Source organism: Nostoc sp. FACHB-110, from assembly GCF_014697425.1.
Taxonomy (GTDB): domain Bacteria; phylum Cyanobacteriota; class Cyanobacteriia; order Cyanobacteriales; family Nostocaceae; genus Nostoc_B.
Genome location: NZ_JACJRU010000028.1, coordinates 1 through 16,960, shown reverse-complemented (window position 1 = coordinate 16,960; position 16,960 = coordinate 1). Strand labels below are relative to the sequence as shown.

General features: G+C 37.9%; 10 protein-coding genes. 4 read left to right on the top strand and 6 right to left on the bottom strand.

The genetic code is table 11. From position 1 onward, the window contains the following. Window positions 1–5: 5 nt before the first annotated feature. Both H6G69_RS22215 and H6G69_RS22210 read right to left on the bottom strand, forming a co-directional pair. Window positions 6–455: a chemotaxis protein CheW gene (locus tag H6G69_RS22215; RefSeq protein WP_190691297.1), complete on the bottom strand. Its 450-nt coding sequence runs from the start codon at window positions 453–455 to the stop codon at window positions 6–8. After that, the gene (locus H6G69_RS22210) at window positions 448–2,712 is read right to left on the bottom strand and encodes a chemotaxis protein CheA (RefSeq protein WP_190691296.1); all 2,265 of its coding nucleotides are present in this window, start codon (window positions 2,710–2,712) and stop codon (window positions 448–450) included. The genes H6G69_RS22215 and H6G69_RS22210 overlap by 8 nt, the downstream gene beginning before the upstream one ends. Before the next feature lie 597 nt (window positions 2,713–3,309). Between H6G69_RS22210 and H6G69_RS22205 the strand changes: the two genes are divergently transcribed. The 3 genes from H6G69_RS22205 to H6G69_RS22195 are packed head-to-tail and all read left to right on the top strand — an operon-like array spanning window position 3,310 to window position 5,950. Then, window positions 3,310–3,675, top strand: coding sequence for a response regulator (locus H6G69_RS22205; RefSeq protein WP_190691295.1), 366 nt, complete (start codon window positions 3,310–3,312; stop codon window positions 3,673–3,675). 7 nt (window positions 3,676–3,682) lie between these two features. Next, the gene (locus H6G69_RS22200; protein WP_190691294.1) at window positions 3,683–4,303 is read left to right on the top strand and encodes a chemotaxis protein CheC; all 621 of its coding nucleotides are present in this window, start codon (window positions 3,683–3,685) and stop codon (window positions 4,301–4,303) included. Between the two features lie 36 nt (window positions 4,304–4,339). Then, window positions 4,340–5,950: an ATP-binding protein gene (locus H6G69_RS22195; RefSeq protein ID WP_190691293.1), complete on the top strand. Its 1,611-nt coding sequence runs from the start codon at window positions 4,340–4,342 to the stop codon at window positions 5,948–5,950. Between the two features lie 1,398 nt (window positions 5,951–7,348). Here H6G69_RS22195 and H6G69_RS22190 read toward each other — a convergent pair. The 4 genes from H6G69_RS22190 to H6G69_RS22175 form a co-directional block, all read right to left on the bottom strand. Continuing rightward, window positions 7,349–8,440, bottom strand: a complete 1,092-nt coding sequence (locus tag H6G69_RS22190; protein WP_190691292.1) for a hybrid sensor histidine kinase/response regulator — start codon at window positions 8,438–8,440, stop codon at window positions 7,349–7,351. 102 nt (window positions 8,441–8,542) lie between these two features. Beyond that, entirely contained in the window at window positions 8,543–9,277 is a 735-nt protein-coding gene (locus H6G69_RS22185; protein ID WP_190691291.1) for a response regulator transcription factor, read from the bottom strand. Between the two features lie 144 nt (window positions 9,278–9,421). Then, window positions 9,422–14,626 (bottom strand): PAS domain S-box protein, encoded by a 5,205-nt coding sequence (locus tag H6G69_RS22180; RefSeq protein WP_190691290.1) that lies wholly within the window; start codon window positions 14,624–14,626, stop codon window positions 9,422–9,424. A 76-nt stretch (window positions 14,627–14,702) separates the two neighbouring features. Further along, on the bottom strand, window positions 14,703–15,152 hold the full coding sequence (locus H6G69_RS22175) for a hypothetical protein (RefSeq protein ID WP_190691289.1): 450 nt from the start codon (window positions 15,150–15,152) through the stop codon (window positions 14,703–14,705). A 1,277-nt stretch (window positions 15,153–16,429) separates the two neighbouring features. Here H6G69_RS22175 and H6G69_RS22170 point away from each other — a divergent pair. Further along, window positions 16,430–16,960, top strand: a 531-nt coding sequence (locus H6G69_RS22170; RefSeq protein WP_190691288.1) for a two-component system response regulator, incomplete at its 3' end; no start/stop codon positions are given.

The window sequence follows — 16,960 nt, the reverse complement described above, 5'->3', positions numbered from 1 at the left end:
TACTCCTAAATTACTTGAACGTTGAGAAGTTTTTCAATATCGATCGCTAACAAAAACCCTGCTGCTAGTGGGTAGGCTCCTGCTAGTATGTGACGCATTTTACCTTGTAACGTTGCGGGTGGGGTTTGCAAGGTATTTTCGGCAAATTCTAAGACATCGGCAACATCATCAACAAGTAAGCTGACGACTTCATTGTGATAACTGACAACGATATTAAACCCCTGAGATTCTAGTTGCAAATTTTGCGATCGCTTGCTAAATTCACCTATACCTAATCGTTGTTGCAAATCAATTACAGTAATAATTTCTCCTCGTAAGTTAATTAATCCACATATATCGGGCGGTGCTAACGGTATGCGAGTCATGACTTGAGGACGAATCACTTCTTGAACATGCTGCACGTCAATGCCAAAGTAAATTTCATTTAGCCAAAAAGTGCAAAGTTGTTCAGCCACGCTCGCTCACTTGCAATAAATAGGGGTTAGCAATTTTAATAATGGTTTCAATATCGAGAATTTCTGTGATTTGGCCTTTGATAACAGCGCAAAATAATACTCCTGGTCTACTGGGAATACCTTGAATTGTCAGTGATTCCTCTACAATATCAAGAATGCGCTCAACTACTAACGCCACGCTCAAGTCAGAGCTAAGAGAGACAATGACTAATTGCAGTGTCTCGGTTTGGGCTTCTAAGTTGGGTTGCTGGCTGGGGAAGATGCTCTGCAAGTCGATAATGGGCAGAATTTTGTCGAGAATTCGCACCACGGCTTGATTCCCAACTTGCTCTACCGCCGTTTGGGGAACGCGTTCTAAGCGCAAGGCTCTCGCCACAGGAATTCCCATCAGTGCCTTTTGTGGCCCTTCAAATAGTAAAATCATTTGGCGATCGCTAATTTCTGCCTTGATGTTGGCACTTGTACTACTGGGCAATTGTTTTTGTTTGTCGTTAAGTTGTGCTTGTTTGGCTAAATTCACCACATCAATAATTAATCCTACTTTGCCATCTCCCATAATCGTGGCTCCGGCAAATAAAGATAGCGATTTTAATTGGTTTCCTAATGGTTTGACAACAATTTCTTGAATGTCTTCAATGGTGTCAACAACTAGTCCAAATTGATAGTTTTCGGTTTGGATAATGACTATATTGAGTGCTGAGTGCTGAGTGCTGAGTGCTGAGTGCTGAGTGCTGAGTGCTGAGTGCTGAGTGCTGAGTGCTGAGTGGGGTGTGCTGAGTGGGGTGTGCTGAGTGCTGAGTGCTGAGTGGGGTGTGGGGTGTGGGGTGTGGGGTGTGGCAGGTTGCAATATTTGATTGAGGTAAACTAGGGGGATGAGTTGCTCGCGTAAACGGTACACGGGTACGTCATAAAATATTTCAATCTGAGTTAATGCTTGCTCTGGTTCTAAGCGGACTAATTCTTGCAAGTTAGATTGAGGAATTGTATAGCGATCGCCATCACTACTAATAATTAATGCTGGAATAATTGTGACTGTGAGGGGAATTTTGAGTTTAAATGTTGTGCCTTTACCCAGTTGGTTGTAAATTTCAATACTGCCATTAATTTTTTCAATATTACTTTTGACTATCGCCATCCCCACGCCACGCCCGGAAAGGTTGGTGACTTGTTCTGTGGTGGAAAACCCAGGTAAAAAAATTAAGTTTATGGCTTCTGTATCGTTAATTGTCTGTGCTTGTGCAGGGCTAATTAAACCTAATTGTTGGGCTTTGTGTTTGATTTTAATCGGAGATAAACCTTGGCCATCATCGCCAATTTCAATCGTCACTTTACCATTTTCATGCAAGGCTTTGAGAAATATCTTACCTGTGCTTGGTTTACCATGAGCAGTGCGATCGCTGGGTGATTCTATGCCATGATCAATACAGTTACGAACTAAATGAGTCAGTGGGTCTTTAATCGCTTCAATGATACTTTTATCTAGTTCTGTATCTTCTCCTTGCATTTGCACTTGTACTTGTTTACCATTGGCGATCGCTAAATCTCGAATTACACGCGGGAATTTTTGCCAAATTGTACTGATAGGTTGCAGCCGAGTTTTCATGATTCCATCTTGCAACTCGGTTGTAATCAAGTTTAGGCGTTGGCAAGTGGCACTCAAGCTTGTATCCTGAATTTTGTGTGATAACCCCATAACTTGGTTACGCGCTAACACAAGTTCACCCACCAAGTTCATTAATTGATCTAGCAAGCTGACATTCACTCTGACATAAGCTGATTCTGATGCAGCCAGAGTCATTGGTTGTACTTGGGGTAATGATGATGCTACCCATAATTTTTGGGTTTGGGGAAGTTGAGTCAACGCTTGAATCAGTTGTGTATAATCCTCATTTCCCTCATGCTTAGTAGTTTGAATTTGAGATAACAACTGACGAATTGTATCTACTGTTTGTAACAACAGGCTGATAATTTGCGCTGTTAGTTGCCAGTTGTGGATGTCTTCGTCTGAGCGAAACCCATCGCGCAGATATGACAGTAAGCTTTCTCCGGCATGAGCTATAGATTCTAACTTAGAAAAAGGTAAAAAACCGCAGTTACCTTTTAATGTATGCAGTGAACGATATATTCGCTCTAATTCTACTGGATTATCTAAGTTGCTTTCTAGGGCAATAATGCTGCTTTCAATTTGAGCGACACTCTCAAAGCTTTCCACTAAAAATGCTTCTAGATCATCATCGTCAATATCTACTATCCCCATTGCATTGATAGATTGCGTATACCTTTGGTTTTCATCTTAATCTTTTCTTCACCCAACAAATATATCTCTTGAGAAAGATGTTATCACTTCTGTTTGCTGAAAAGATAATGATTAACCTTAATGACAAAGAGACATGAAATGTCCTCGTTGCCATTCTACCGAGATTTTTAAGAACGGTCGTCGCAAAAACCGACAATGTTACAAGTGTAAACAGTGTGGAAGACAATTCCTTGAGTCTTATTACCCTTGGCGTTATTCAGAGGATGTCAAGCGGCTTTGTTTAAAAATGTATCTCAATGGTATGAGTCTACGCGAAATTGAACGCGTGACAGAAATCCACCATACAACCATTTTGCATTGGTTAAACCAACCCCAGTCAAAATGAATCCCGTCTCATAATTTTAATAATTTTTAATAAATGAGGAATCCGAATAACATTATAATTTCAGCACTGCTTAATGTTTAAGTTAGTCTAAAAACTTTGATAAAAATAAAATTTGTTGATGAGTTTTACGTTTTTTTTGAATAGCTTTAATCAAAAAAATCACCATCATAAAATAAATAGAGATAAGCGTATGAATTCAATTGGTAAAGCTGATGACCTTAATTTTAATTATTGATGACGCAGCCTTTTCCCGGAGAATGATCCGCAAGTTTCTACAATTAGATGGTTATGAAATTATCGAAGCCACTAATGGGCGTGAGGGATTAGAAATGGTACATCAACATCAGCCTAACTGTGTGTTAGCCGATTTACTCATGCCCGAACTCAATGGTTTTGAATTTTTACAAGCTTTACAAAATGAAGGCTTAAAAATACCGACAATTATTATATCAGCGGATATTCAAGAAGGCGCACGCAATCAAAGCTATAATTTGGGAGCAGTTAACTTTATTAATAAACCACCAAAAGAAAAAGAATTGCGAGAAGTGGTGAAGCAAGTTATTGATGTAAAGGAATGAATTTTACATGGATGTGACAGCAGATGAACTGGATGCTTTGCAAGAATTAATCAATATTGGGGTTGGTAGAGCGGCCAGTCTACTCAATGAAATGGTAGATTCTCACATTCGGTTAGAAATTCCCTTAGTCAAAGTATTATCTGCTGCTGAAGCTTATCATGAATTAGGTTCGCGCTTTCAAGATGATAGTTTAGCTTCGGTAAAATTAAATTTTACTGGGGCTTTTTATGGTACGGCTGGCTTAGTTTTTCCCACAGAAAGTGCATCAACTTTAGTGGCAATTTTGACTGGTGAAGAACCAGGTTCAGATGATTTAGATGCAGTGAAAATCGGGACTTTAAGTGAAATTGGAAATATTGTTATTAATGGTGTGATGGGGTCGATTGGTAATGTGTTAAAGCAGCATATACAATACACATTACCTGTATATTTAGAAGATACGATTAATAATTTATTGTTATCTACTCATGGGAGTGAATCTAAAATTTTATTGGCTCAAGCCCAGTTCACGATTGAACAATTAGAGTTGATGGGTGATATTATTTTAATTTTTGAAGTCAGAGCTTTTGATGCGTTAATCAATGCTATTGACGAAGAAATAGCAGTGTACGGGGAAATTAGCAGTTAATTGTATAGGCGGAACGACAAAACATAGTGTGAGAAGATGAACAAAATAGAACAAGCCCAGGAAAAATTCTGCCTTTTAGACCAAATTCCTTTGGGAGCTTTTGTTTTACATTCCGATCGCACTGTACTATTTTGGAATTGCTGTTTAGAAGAATGGACAAAAATTCCTAAACAAAAAATTTTAGGAACCTCAATTTACGCATATTTTCCCCATTTAAATCAACCGCGCTACGCCAGCCGCTTAGATCAAATATTTGAAGGTGGGCCACCAACAATATTTTCTTCGCAGTTGCACAAATATGTGATTCCTGTCGCATTACCGCAAGGTAAATACCGAATTCAACACACCACAGTTACAGCTTTACCCGCATTAGATGGTGAAGGATTTTATGCACTGTTTTCTATTCAAGATGTGACTGATTTAACATTTAGAGTACAAGAATATAAAAATTTGCGCGATCGAGCCTTAGCCGTAGCAGAAGAACGGCAAAAAGCCCAAGAAGCAGCCGAAACAGCCAACCGCATTAAAGATGAATTCTTGGCTGTAGTTTCTCACGAACTGCGATCGCCACTTAATCCTATTTTAGGTTGGGCCAAACTCTTAAAAAAACGCACCTTGGGCGAAGCCGCCAGTCTGCGCGCCTTAGAAACTATTGAACGCAATGCCGAACTCCAGGTGCAATTAATAGATGATTTGTTAGATATTTCTCGCATTTTGCGGGGTAAATTAGCACTAAACTTAGAAAACGTAAATTTAGCTTCTACTATTGAATCTGCATTAGAGACAGTGCGATTAGCCGCAGAAGCAAAGTCAATTCAGATAAATCTGCATCTAGATAGCCACATCGGACAAGTCAAAGGCGATAGCGGCCGTTTGCAACAAGTCGTCTGGAATTTGCTGACTAACGCCGTCAAATTTACCCCCTCTGGCGGTCAAGTTGCAGTCTACTTAAAACAAATTGATTCTCAAGTTCAAATTCAAGTTCAAGATACAGGTAAAGGTATTAGTCCAGACTTTTTACCTTATGTATTTGAGTCTTTCCGTCAAGCAGATAGCAGTATTACTAGGCGGTCTGGAGGACTAGGACTAGGTTTAGCAATTGTGCGTCAGCTAGTCGAGTTACATGGTGGTAGAGTTTGGGCAGAAAGCTTAGGCGAAAATCAAGGCGCAACATTTACAGTTTGTTTACCAGCGCAGCCTAGTCAAGATGCAGCTAACAACAATTCAACAGCTTATGCTAGTTCCCTGCTGTCCAGCGTTGAGTCTCCCCTAGAAGGAAGAAAATTATTGATAGTCGATGATGATGTTGATACACGAGAATTTTTGGCATTTTTCTTAGAACAGCAAGGTGCAATCGTCACAACAGCTTCATCAGCCTATGAAGCCCTTCTATCCATATCGCAATCCCCGCCAGACTTGTTGCTGAGTGACTTAGGAATGCCAGATGTAGATGGCTACGCATTAATCCGCGAAGTGCGATCGCGATCAGCCACCGAAGGAGGACAAATCCCCGCGATCGCGCTTACCGCTTACGCGGCTGAAACTACACAACAGCAGGTTTTTGCTGCGGGATTTCAAATGCATATTGCCAAACCCGCCGATCCGGCAAAATTAATTGCAGCAATTACCAGACTCTTGCAGAATTAAAATTTGCTGGAAGATATGGCATCAACAGAGGAGATAGCTTTGCTCTTGCTGCACAGATGCGCCTTGATTGTCAGCTACCAAACGAACATGATATAACCACGGAGACTTGTCCATATCACTCAGGGAAATTTACGCAAGCTTCACAACTTATATTAAGTTGCTTTCAGAAATAGTAATATTACTACTTTCTCAACCCTACTACCTACTCCCACTCTCTTCTTACTATCTTTGACTGCAACTTGCTATTAAATATGGGATACATCAAACTCTGTTTCCTTTGCTTGCCTGAATATATCAACCTTAAAGTGAAACTGTATGAGGGTGAATACTTATTTAACTACTTAAAACTCTGAGAGTAGTTTTACCGGAATACTAAATCATAAAAATTTAGTGTTTTTGCTATTTTTTAGATTTTTTTAAATGGCTATATTAGCAATATGCAAAAAGTTCACTGCAAGCAAAAAACCTTTAATGATTAATTGCCTTGAACTTAAGTTTAGCAAGATGATAATTGAGGTAACAAGTGTTAAATAATAGCCACTATATTTTCAATCCTCAATTTGATTCTAGCCTAAACAAACATAATAAGTATTTAACTATGAGGAGCAAGATATGATTTTTTATCTTTAATTAGCTACCGCAAGATGTAAATTATGGTGCAATAAGCTTGGGTTGAGGAATGAAACCTAACATCCGAGCATACTGCGAATTGCGTTAGCGCAGCGTTAGCGAGCCTGCGAGCGTCATTGCGAATTGCTATAAGTTGCAGTTAGATATAGTAAAATCTCTTCCCTACCACTTCTCATTACTATGTTTAAATGCAGCTTATTATAGATTCCTTAGGGGCTTACGCTCCTAGCATATTTGTTAGGGGCCTTTATCTCTAAAACTCATTTAGTTAATCTACCAATGTTCATGTTTATCTTGTGAAACAAGACTATCATCTATCAACATATTCGCGCTCGTGCATATATTCAAAATTTTAGAAATGAATGTAACACGAGATTTTACAGCTTTCTTTTTCTAAAATTGCCAAATCTAGTAAAAGCATAAATTTTCTTGGGTGCTAGTAGTATCATCTTGTTATCTGCTACCAATCACTTCAAATTAGGCATTAGCGGCAGATAATCTTGAAAGTTTGATCCGCCAAAATCAACTATCCTCTGCACCCCAAATAATGGTGTGAGAGGATTTTTTCTTTTTTTGGTGGGAATCCATGTAGGTAGATGTAAATTTTTATCCAATACATTTGGGTATGGAAAATCAAACAACTAGGAGCATTTACACCGAGGTAGTGATTACATAAAAATTTGCGATCGCCTAGAAAAAAACCGATAGATTCACCCTGATTTCACCTGATTTCAACTTAAAATAGCTCAACCACACCAGGAAGATTGATTAGCCGGGAAAACAAATGCTAATAGTTGTACCTTGACCAGGAGTACTACTAACTTGAAATTCACCTTGGTATAAATTAACTAGATGCTGAACAATTGCTAGTCCTAAACCAGAACCTTGTTGTTCGTATAACTTGCGATTAAATTGCACAAATGCGCCAATTTTATCAATTTCTGCACTAGTCATTCCTTTGCCAAAATCAATCACATCTAATTGATATTTGTACCCATTTACTTTGCTGATGACTTTAATTTCACTGTTGGGCAAAGAAAATTTCAGAGCATTATCTATCAATTCTTCAATTAAGATACTTAATTTCTCCTGGGGCATTCGGACAAGCGATTCAGTTAAGTCTAACTTTAAATCCTTTTCTCGGTTCACTGCTCTAGCTTTATTGATACAGACATCATGAATCACCGTCTTACTCAAACAATTCTCAAATTCCTCTTGAATTTGCCGAATTTTTTGAGCATCTCGAGAAATTAGTTCTAGATTGCTATATAGCAAAAATCTTTGTGCTAATTTATGCAGTCTACTAGCAGATGTGTAAATCGTTTCGACAATTTCAATCTCTTCTGGCTCATTAATTAACTCGGAATTTTCAATTAATAATTGAGACATTCCTAAAATGCCATTTAAAGGCGTATTAATTTCATGAGGCAAGGAGTGAATGATATTCATCCGCAACTCATCTAATTTAGCTTGAGATTGACGTTGAATCACAGCTTGTTTTTTCAGCCGACCCGCGATCGCATTTAACAATTCTTCTGGTGTAAATGGCTTGGTTAAATAATCATCAGCACCAAAATCCATACCCTGACGGAAATCTGTACGTTCTGCTTTGGCGGTGACAAATATTAACGGAATATTGACAGTTGTTTCATTTTGACGCAGAGCAGATAACACACTATAGCCATCTAACTCTGGCATCATAATGTCACAAATGATTAAATCTGGTAATTTAGCTTGAGCAATTTCCAAACCAATTTTACCGTTTGATGCTGTCAAAGTTTCAAAATCAGAAAGTTCTAGAATTTCCTGAATGTTTTCTCGAACTTGGGGTTCGTCTTCTATAATCAAAATCGTGTTCATCTACAGTTTATAAAGATAAAGTTATTATTTTGGTGGATAGAATGACAAACCTGATAACATGAATAACTCATAATTTGGCAAAGTAATAGCTATAAATTTGCTTTATTTATTGTTGTAAAGCAAATTAAACTTTTGCAATATTTTGGCATTTTCCGGAGTGAGTAATGCTTGGAGATTTTTAATTTCATTCAACAATGTAATTTCTCGTTCATACTCGTGTTGTAAAATATTTAAGTAGCGATCGCGCTCAATATCTGATTGCGCCTGCTTGAGCATATGTACTGCCATATTAATATTAGAAAGAGGATTACCTAAATCTTGTAAGAGTTTTTCTAAAACTTCATTACGCATATCTGCTAATTGTTGACTTTCTTGCAGTTTTTGTAAATTTACCTGGATCTCTTGCTTGAGCTTGGCATTGTTTTGCCGTTCTTGTTCGTACTTTTGTTTAATCAAAATTGGCTTGGCAATGCGAGCTAATCTCATCTCAATTGCTTTGAGCAGTTCTTCTGGGGAAAAAGGCTTAGTGATGTAATCATCTGCGCCTAATTCCATCCCTTGACGTAAGTCACCGCGTTCTACTCTAGCCGTCAGCAAAATGACGGGAATGAATTCAGTTGCAGGGTCTTCTCGTAATGCCTTCAAGACACCATAACCATCTAAATCAGGCATCATAATGTCACAACAGATTAAATCTGGTTTTTCTGTCTTAGCAATCCGCAATCCATCTACACCATTATTCGCTGTCAGAGTTTTAAAATCAGAAAAACTTAAAATCTCTTGGATATTTGAGCAGATTTGCACTTCATCTTCAATTACCAATATTTTTTGACTCATTGTTGTACTAAAAAAGAAACTTCAGCTAACAGTCATTAGCAAAATAGCTAGGTTAAAGCCGTTAGCCACCTAGACATATTTCCACGTAATATCCCTATGTTTATTTTTCCCAAAAATTATTTGTGAGTAACATTGAGAATATTCTTATTCACAGATATTTGTGACAACAAGTGGTAGTTCTACCCTGACGACTGTACCAACCCCAACCTCGCTGGCAATAGTAATTCTGCCTTTATGTAAATCTACACATTTGTTGACGATGACTAAGCCTAATCCTGTGCCTGGTATATTGCCAACATTGCTAGCTCGGTAAAATGGTTCAAATAGATGCAGTTGTTCTTGTGGCGAAATTCCAATCCCTTCATCGTGAATCAGAAACACTGCACTTTTATTTTGAATTAATAGCTCAATTTGAATATTACTTTTATCTGCTGAGTATTTAACAGCGTTAGAAAGTAAGTTACTGAGAATTTGTCGTAACAGTTTTTTATCCATACAGGCAATGCAGCACTCGTCGGCTGAAATATTAGCTGTAGATTGCGGACAAAAAACTAAATTATGTTGAGGAGAACTCAGTTGAATTTCTTCTACTAAGGTGTGACAAAAACTAACTAAATCTAGCGACTGAGGGTCAAAAGCTAACTTGCCAGCTTCGGCTTTATTGATGAGTAAAATATCATCCAAAAGCTGCGTTGTATGCTGCACGTAAGTCTGAATGCACTGGAGATGTTTTTGCTTTTGTTGTTCATCGAGTTTATGGCTAAAACTTTTTAAAATGCCAGCAGAAGAAGCAATCACCGCCAAAGGAGTGCGAAACTCATGAGAAGTCATGGAAATAAACCGCGATTTTAACTCACTGAGTTCTTTTTCTTTTTCTAAAGCTTTACAGATATCTTCTTCGGCTTTTTTGCGATCGCTAATATCCATCCATAATCCAATAATCTCTAAAGGATAACCCTGTTCATCGCGGATCAACTTTAACTCTTCAAACATCCAGCAATATTCGCCATTTTGGTGCTTCCAACGATATTCGTAGCTTTGCGTTCCGGCTGCGATAATTTGGGCTAAGTTTTTCACACTTTGTGCCGCATCTTCAGGATGGATACGTTCTAGCCAAAAACTATAGTCAGTTAAAAACTTTTCTGCTGGATAACCCACTAAATTGGTGACATTTTCACTAATGTAAGTCGGACAAAAATAATTATTTGTCACCTTGGCACTAAAAATAACTGCTGGACTAGAAGAAATCAAAAATTGCAGTCTTTCTTTAACTTGATGCAGTTCTGTTTCGGCTTGTTTGCGTTCGGTAATATCTGTCGCCACTCCCAAAATACCTCTAACTACACCATTAGGTGCAATTAAGGGAACTTTGATAGATTGAAAATAACATTGCTCTCCAGTCGCTTTGTTAGTAGTCGATTCTAAAACTTGCAGTGGTTTGAGTGTCGCCAGTACAGATTGTTCGCAATCTTGAAATTGTCTAATTTCCGCATTTGTGTAAAATTCTGCATCTGTTTTGCCGACAAAAGCTTCAATTGTCGTGTTGTGTAAGTCAGCCATTGCTTGGTTGACTAACAAAAACTTCCCTGTTGTATCTTTAACAAAAATATAATTAGGATTATTATCAATAATGCTACGTAAAAATGACCTTTGTTCTTCTAATAGCCGTTCTGCTTCCTTGCGTTGACTAATATCACGACAGACACAAATTAAATCACCTTGATCGGAAATAGTTAAACTCACTTCTTCTTCAAAGTGACTGCCATCTTTCCTTCTAGCGATGGTTTCACCACGCCAATGTTTTTGATGGTTTAAAGCAGTAAAAACCTCTGTTTGGAACCGATTAATTTCTAACGGGTTATAAATTTCTTGCCAACTTTGACCAATTAGTTCTTCAGGATGCTGATAGCCAAACATTTCTACATGGGCTTGATTGACATATGTATAGGTATCTTGACGTAAAATGGCGATTCCATCAATGGCAGCTTCTACAGCAGCAAATTGCCGTTTTAGCTCTTCTTCTGCTTGTTTTTGATGACGGATATCTTTAACTATGCCTACAGAATAAATTGGTGTACCCGTTAAATCTCGAATCAGCGAAACAGTGAGATTCACCCAAATAAAATCACCATTTTTATGTAAACACCGTTTTTCAATTGAAAAGGTGTTGATGTCACCATTGATCAGTTTTTGTAAAATACTTTGATGATCGTCAACATCTTCTGGGTGTGTCACATCCCAAAAAGTTTTATTCATCAATTCTGCTTGGCTGTAACCCAAAATATCACAGAGTTTTTGATTGACTTTGATAAATCGCCCGTCTAAAGTTTCGAGTTTAATCCCAACAGCAGCTTGATTAAAAATTGCTCGCAGTTCTGCTTCACTTTCTTGTAATTCTAAAGTGCGTTGTTCTACCCGCGCTTCTAAATCGCGGTTAAGTTTTTGTAGGGCTTCTTGCGCGCGCTGTCTTTGGAGTTCAGCAGATGCTCTAGCTGCAAATACTCTGAGAATTCCTTCAAATTTATGACTATCAGGAATTAACTTTTCATCTATGATGCAAAGTGAGCCAATTGGGTTGCCAAAATCATCACTTAAAATCACTCCCATTGAACTTTCGGCTTGCATTTGCACCCATCTTTCGGCGGTGGGGAATAGTTGCTGAATGCCAGATGCACAGTAGTAATATCCTTGCTTGTACAAAATTTCACAAGGAGTTGATGTAGGGTCATAACAAATATTCGGTTGTAACTGGCCGTCAGACCAAAATCCTAAAGTTTGGACTTGTCCATCAACTAACTCTGTGACTAAAGCATGACGAACATCTAATGTAGAAGAAATATGCTCTACTAAGGCTGGGAAAAAGTCTTGTCCGGTTGTGGATGCGGTGCTTTCGATTAAACTTTGTAAAGCGTTTTCAGTTTGTTTGCGCTCTGTAATATCTTCTGCAATGCCAGTAAAGCGGTAGACTTCTCCTTGCTCATTTTTAATAGGAAAGGCACTGCTACGAATCCAACGGATGGAACCATCTGGGCGGATAATCCGGTATTCTTCATCATAGGGGCCTTGGAATCTGTGAGGCTGATTGGCGATTAGCTGTTGGCGATCGCTAGGATGTATAGAATTGATAAATATATCAAATGAAGCATAAACTTCTTCGGTACGCCTGCCCCAAATTTCTTCAAAAGCAGGACTAACGTAAACAATTTGATAAGTATCGTTTTTAGTCTCTAAAATCCAAAAGGTACTTTTAATATTTTCTGTTAATAATCGGAATTTCTGCTCGCTTTCTCTTAAAGCAGTTTCCGCTTTTTTGCGTTCTCGGAGTGCGGCTTGCTGTTCGCTGATATCGTTGGAAATAATCACCGCCTCTGTCACTTGATTGTCGTGCCAAATGGGGCCAATTTGAGAGTGATAATGTCTAATAGTTGCATTAGTACATAAAGCTCGGATTTCGTAACTAACAACCTCTCCGTGAGTAAAAACGCGTTCTAAAGCCGAACGTTGAATTTGACAGTCCTCCGGCAATACATAGTCATCAATATTAGTGCCAACAACATCTTGAAACGCTAGGTGCGGTGTTGGTTGATTGATAAAAGCAATTGTTCCTTGTGCATTAACCACCGTCACCTTGCTAGGGGTACTTTCCAAAACAGAGCGCAACATCGCTTCTGATTCTGCTAAAGCCATTTCTGCTTGTTTGCGTTCTGTGATATCTATGCCAACGGCAACAGCAGCTGTATTTTGTTGATATTTCTGGGCGATGAGTAAGTATTTGCGGGTGATACCGTTGATTTGAGTATCTACTAATCCAGAATCGGCTACATCTTGCCTATCTAGAAAATTACGCATAAAAGTTGTAAATTGTGGACTAATTTGCAAAAAGCCCAGTTCTTTACCAATAAAAGCATCAGCAGTTAAGTTAAAACTTTCAGCTAAATGCCGATTTACGCCTAAATAATATCCATCAGCGCTCACCCAAGAAACAAACCCAGGTACAGCATCCAAAACAGTTTGTAATTGTTCTTTAGCTTGTTGGAGATTTTTTTCAGCTAGTTTATATTCTGTGATGTCTTCAGAAATACACAAGAGATATTCTGCTTGTTTGTCTTTGTCATAGAGCGGAATTTTGGTGGTGTGTAAAATTCTTCTGCCAAATTTTGGAGTTTCGATAGCTTCTTCGGCAATATCTTGAGTGACACCAGTGGTAAAAGCGGCTTTGTCTGATTGCTGAAAAAAGTCTGCTTGTGCTTGGGGAAATAATTCATAATCAGTTTTGCCAATTGCTTGCTCGGCTGTGATACCAAACAGGCGCTCGCAAGTATGATTCCAGAGTTTGAATTTACCTAAATTTTCTGGCTTGGCATCTTTGACAAAGACAGCGACTGGCAAATTATTAATCATTGATTGAAGAAAGTTGCGCGTCTGCTGGAGTTCTTGCTGGGTTTTGCGGCTTTCTGTGATGTCAATACCAGTACAGACTATATATTGAACTTGGTCATCACGATTGAGTAAGACTTTACTTGACCAAGCAATCAAACGGCGATCGCTATCTTTATTAATTAAATCAGCTTCGTAACGTGAAGGGAATTCTCTTTGTCCTAAATTTTGAAAAATATCTTTGAGACATTCTGTGATGTCAGGTAAACACAACACATCCCAAACAAATTTGCCTTTAGCTTCGTCAAAAGCATGACCTGTAGCTTGTTCGCAAGTTTGATTAAAGCGAACTATCTTGCCTTGACTATCCAATACGACAACTAAGGCATCTGTTAAATTTAAAATTGCCGAAATAAAATTCCGCTCTAAGCGCAATTCGGCTTCAATACGCTGGCGTTCGGCAAGTTTAACTCGTGCATAATTGTAGAGTCCTGCTTGTTGAATTGTCACTGCCAAAAGGCTTGTAGGTGTGACTAATCCAATTATTTCACCTTGTTCCCCAACAATTGGCAGATGACAAATTCGATATTGACGCAGCAAATTTAAGGCAGTGAAAACATCTTTAAAATCTTCTATGTTTAGTGTTACTAACTCTCTCGTCATTACCTCCGCAACACTAATCCCATCCCAATTTTTCCCTTTTGCTGTCAGCTTAATTAAATCTAGTTGTGTAATTATACCCACCAATTGTGAGTTGTCGATGACTAAAACACAACTAGCAACTTTGTCTGTAATGTTATCTATGTCTTTATTTGCACAAATAGCATCTTTAACGGCAAACCGATGAAAATTAACTTGTGCTTCATTGATTAATGAAATTACATCAACTAGCAAAGTCTTGGAGTTAACCGTGAGAAAATGACGGATAATCGTCAGGTGTAAATTATCAGGGCTGAGAGAGTTCAGGAGCATTTTGGAGATGGCTGAAACAAGGTGATTTTAGGAAAAGGGATAAACAACATTTTTGCCCATCAATGATTAAAAAACCTCAGTGTTTTCTATGATGAAAAGTAATCTCTTCTTCGCCGTTTAGGGCTTGCATAAGTGCGTACCTTTTGTCCATACCTAAACAGTCTTTAATAGATGGCACTATTTCTACCATGCAAAGTGTACCCATTAAAGATGTAATGACTAATAAACCAGACTTAGTTACAACTACTCGATTGATATGTCTGTAAATTGGATATTGCAAACGTTTTTTATATCTTTTTGCTTGAGCAAAAACTAAAACTAGGGAAAAACGCTTTTTAGGTAACGGAATAAAAAATCTAATATCTACACTATGAGAATTAGCAAATTTATGTTTAAATGCTTGTTTGATTTTCCATAGTTGTATTTCAGTGAATGTGGCTGCTGTTTGTGGGGGAATACTCGCAAAAAATTGATGTATAAAAGGGTCATGATGGTAAGCAGTTTTTGTTAAACGGTTTCGAGTCATATCTATCTACAAGATGTAATTACACTTTAGAACATAGGGCTATGTTCATCATCCCAGCATCTATTTCCGTCCCAATGTCTTCCACTGTGCCTACATTGTGATTGATTGCTAATCCAGGGGATAGAGGTGGGATTTTCGCTATAATTTGCGCTAAAGGAAATAATTGCTGAAATTAAAGAAGACAAGATTACAAAGCTGGAACTAGAAAGAATAATGAAAGCCCCTAAGACAAATATCCTATTGGTAGGAGTCCAAAAAGAATTGACAACTTTTGGAGATTGTAATTTTTTAGACCGATTTTCTATACCTGCTAATGACATAGGTGAAAACTCCTTGTTTAGTTGAATTGAACTGATATTGTGGAAAAATTCTGACAAATATTTTCCCAACACCAGTTTTGTTGGTAGTTGTCACCGCTGGTAATAAAAGTTTCTTTAGTCTTAAAGGATGGATGTCAGAGTTATTTTCAGATTGAGACTGGTTGATGATAGCTAAAGCTCAATTTGTTCTGGCGATCGCTCCATCTAGTTCAAAAACTCATTGATTGGCATAAGTTTATTATTAAAGTTTTTTCCCAAAAAAAAATCGAGGAAAAATAGGATTTTTTTGACTAATTATTGTGCGTAAATTACCCGGCATCATAATTGGATACTTGAGAATAAATACGTAGAGAGTCGCAGAAAAATTCCGTAAAATTAACTAGTTACAGGCCATTGCATTTTAGGTAAGGTCAATTCTCCGAGCGGACTTAATCACTAAGTTATCTAGAAAGGTTGCATACCAAGCCTCGACAGCAAATGATAGATTTTTTTCAAAACAGAGTTCAGCTTGGGAATTATTGACGACTGGTGAATGAATAAATGCTGAAACCCCTGACTAAATCTAGTATTTAGTCATTTTCATTGCTGGCGGTCTTCCTTTACCTTACTCATGGCTGATGACGGATTTATGCTGCGGCAATGCTATTTAATTGCTCTTTACTAATAGCAGAATTACGGAAAATTAGCATTAGTTATTAAGTAGATTAACTAATGAATTGGCTCAAATTTACTGATTTTTTAAGCCTAGTTAAGTCCTGATTTGAGTAGGTAATTAAGATTAATCCAACAAGCAATTTCCGAGATATATTGGTAAATTAATTTAGGTGTTGAAGATGGGCAACATAAACAAGAATCTGCAAACTTGCTTTGAGTGCGCTTATCCCATAAGCGACTTTTAACTTAGGAATTATAAAAGATTAATTTATTTTTAAGCGCGATTATATTTGTTTTCTACTTATGAAACATTCCTCTTATCTGACAATTCTATTGATTGATGATTGTGCTGAAGAGCGGGAAACATATTGTCGCTTTTTGCGCCAAGACAGTTTGTATACCTATCGCATTTTAGAATTTAATACCAGTATTCAGGCTATGGCTTGGTGTCAGTACCAGATTCCAGATGTCATTTTGCTAGACAGCGATGGACTGACGTTTATTCACCAATTTCGGGAAATTCACCCTCACAGTCAAACGGCTGTGATTATGCTGACAAAACCAGAAGATGAAATTACATCTGTCCAGGTGATGAAAAGCGGTGTGCAAGATTATCTAGTAAAAGATAAACTCACCCCAGCAATTCTTCAAAGCGCAATTCATCATGCGATTGAAAGGATGTACTTAACTCGACAGTTAGAAAAAAGCCAAGAAAAACAACAACTAGTAGCACAAATCGCATTAAGAATTCGTCAATCTCTCAAACTAGAAGAAATACTGCACCAGACAGCGCAACAAGTACGCCAATTTCTCCAAGCCGATAGAGTATTAGTC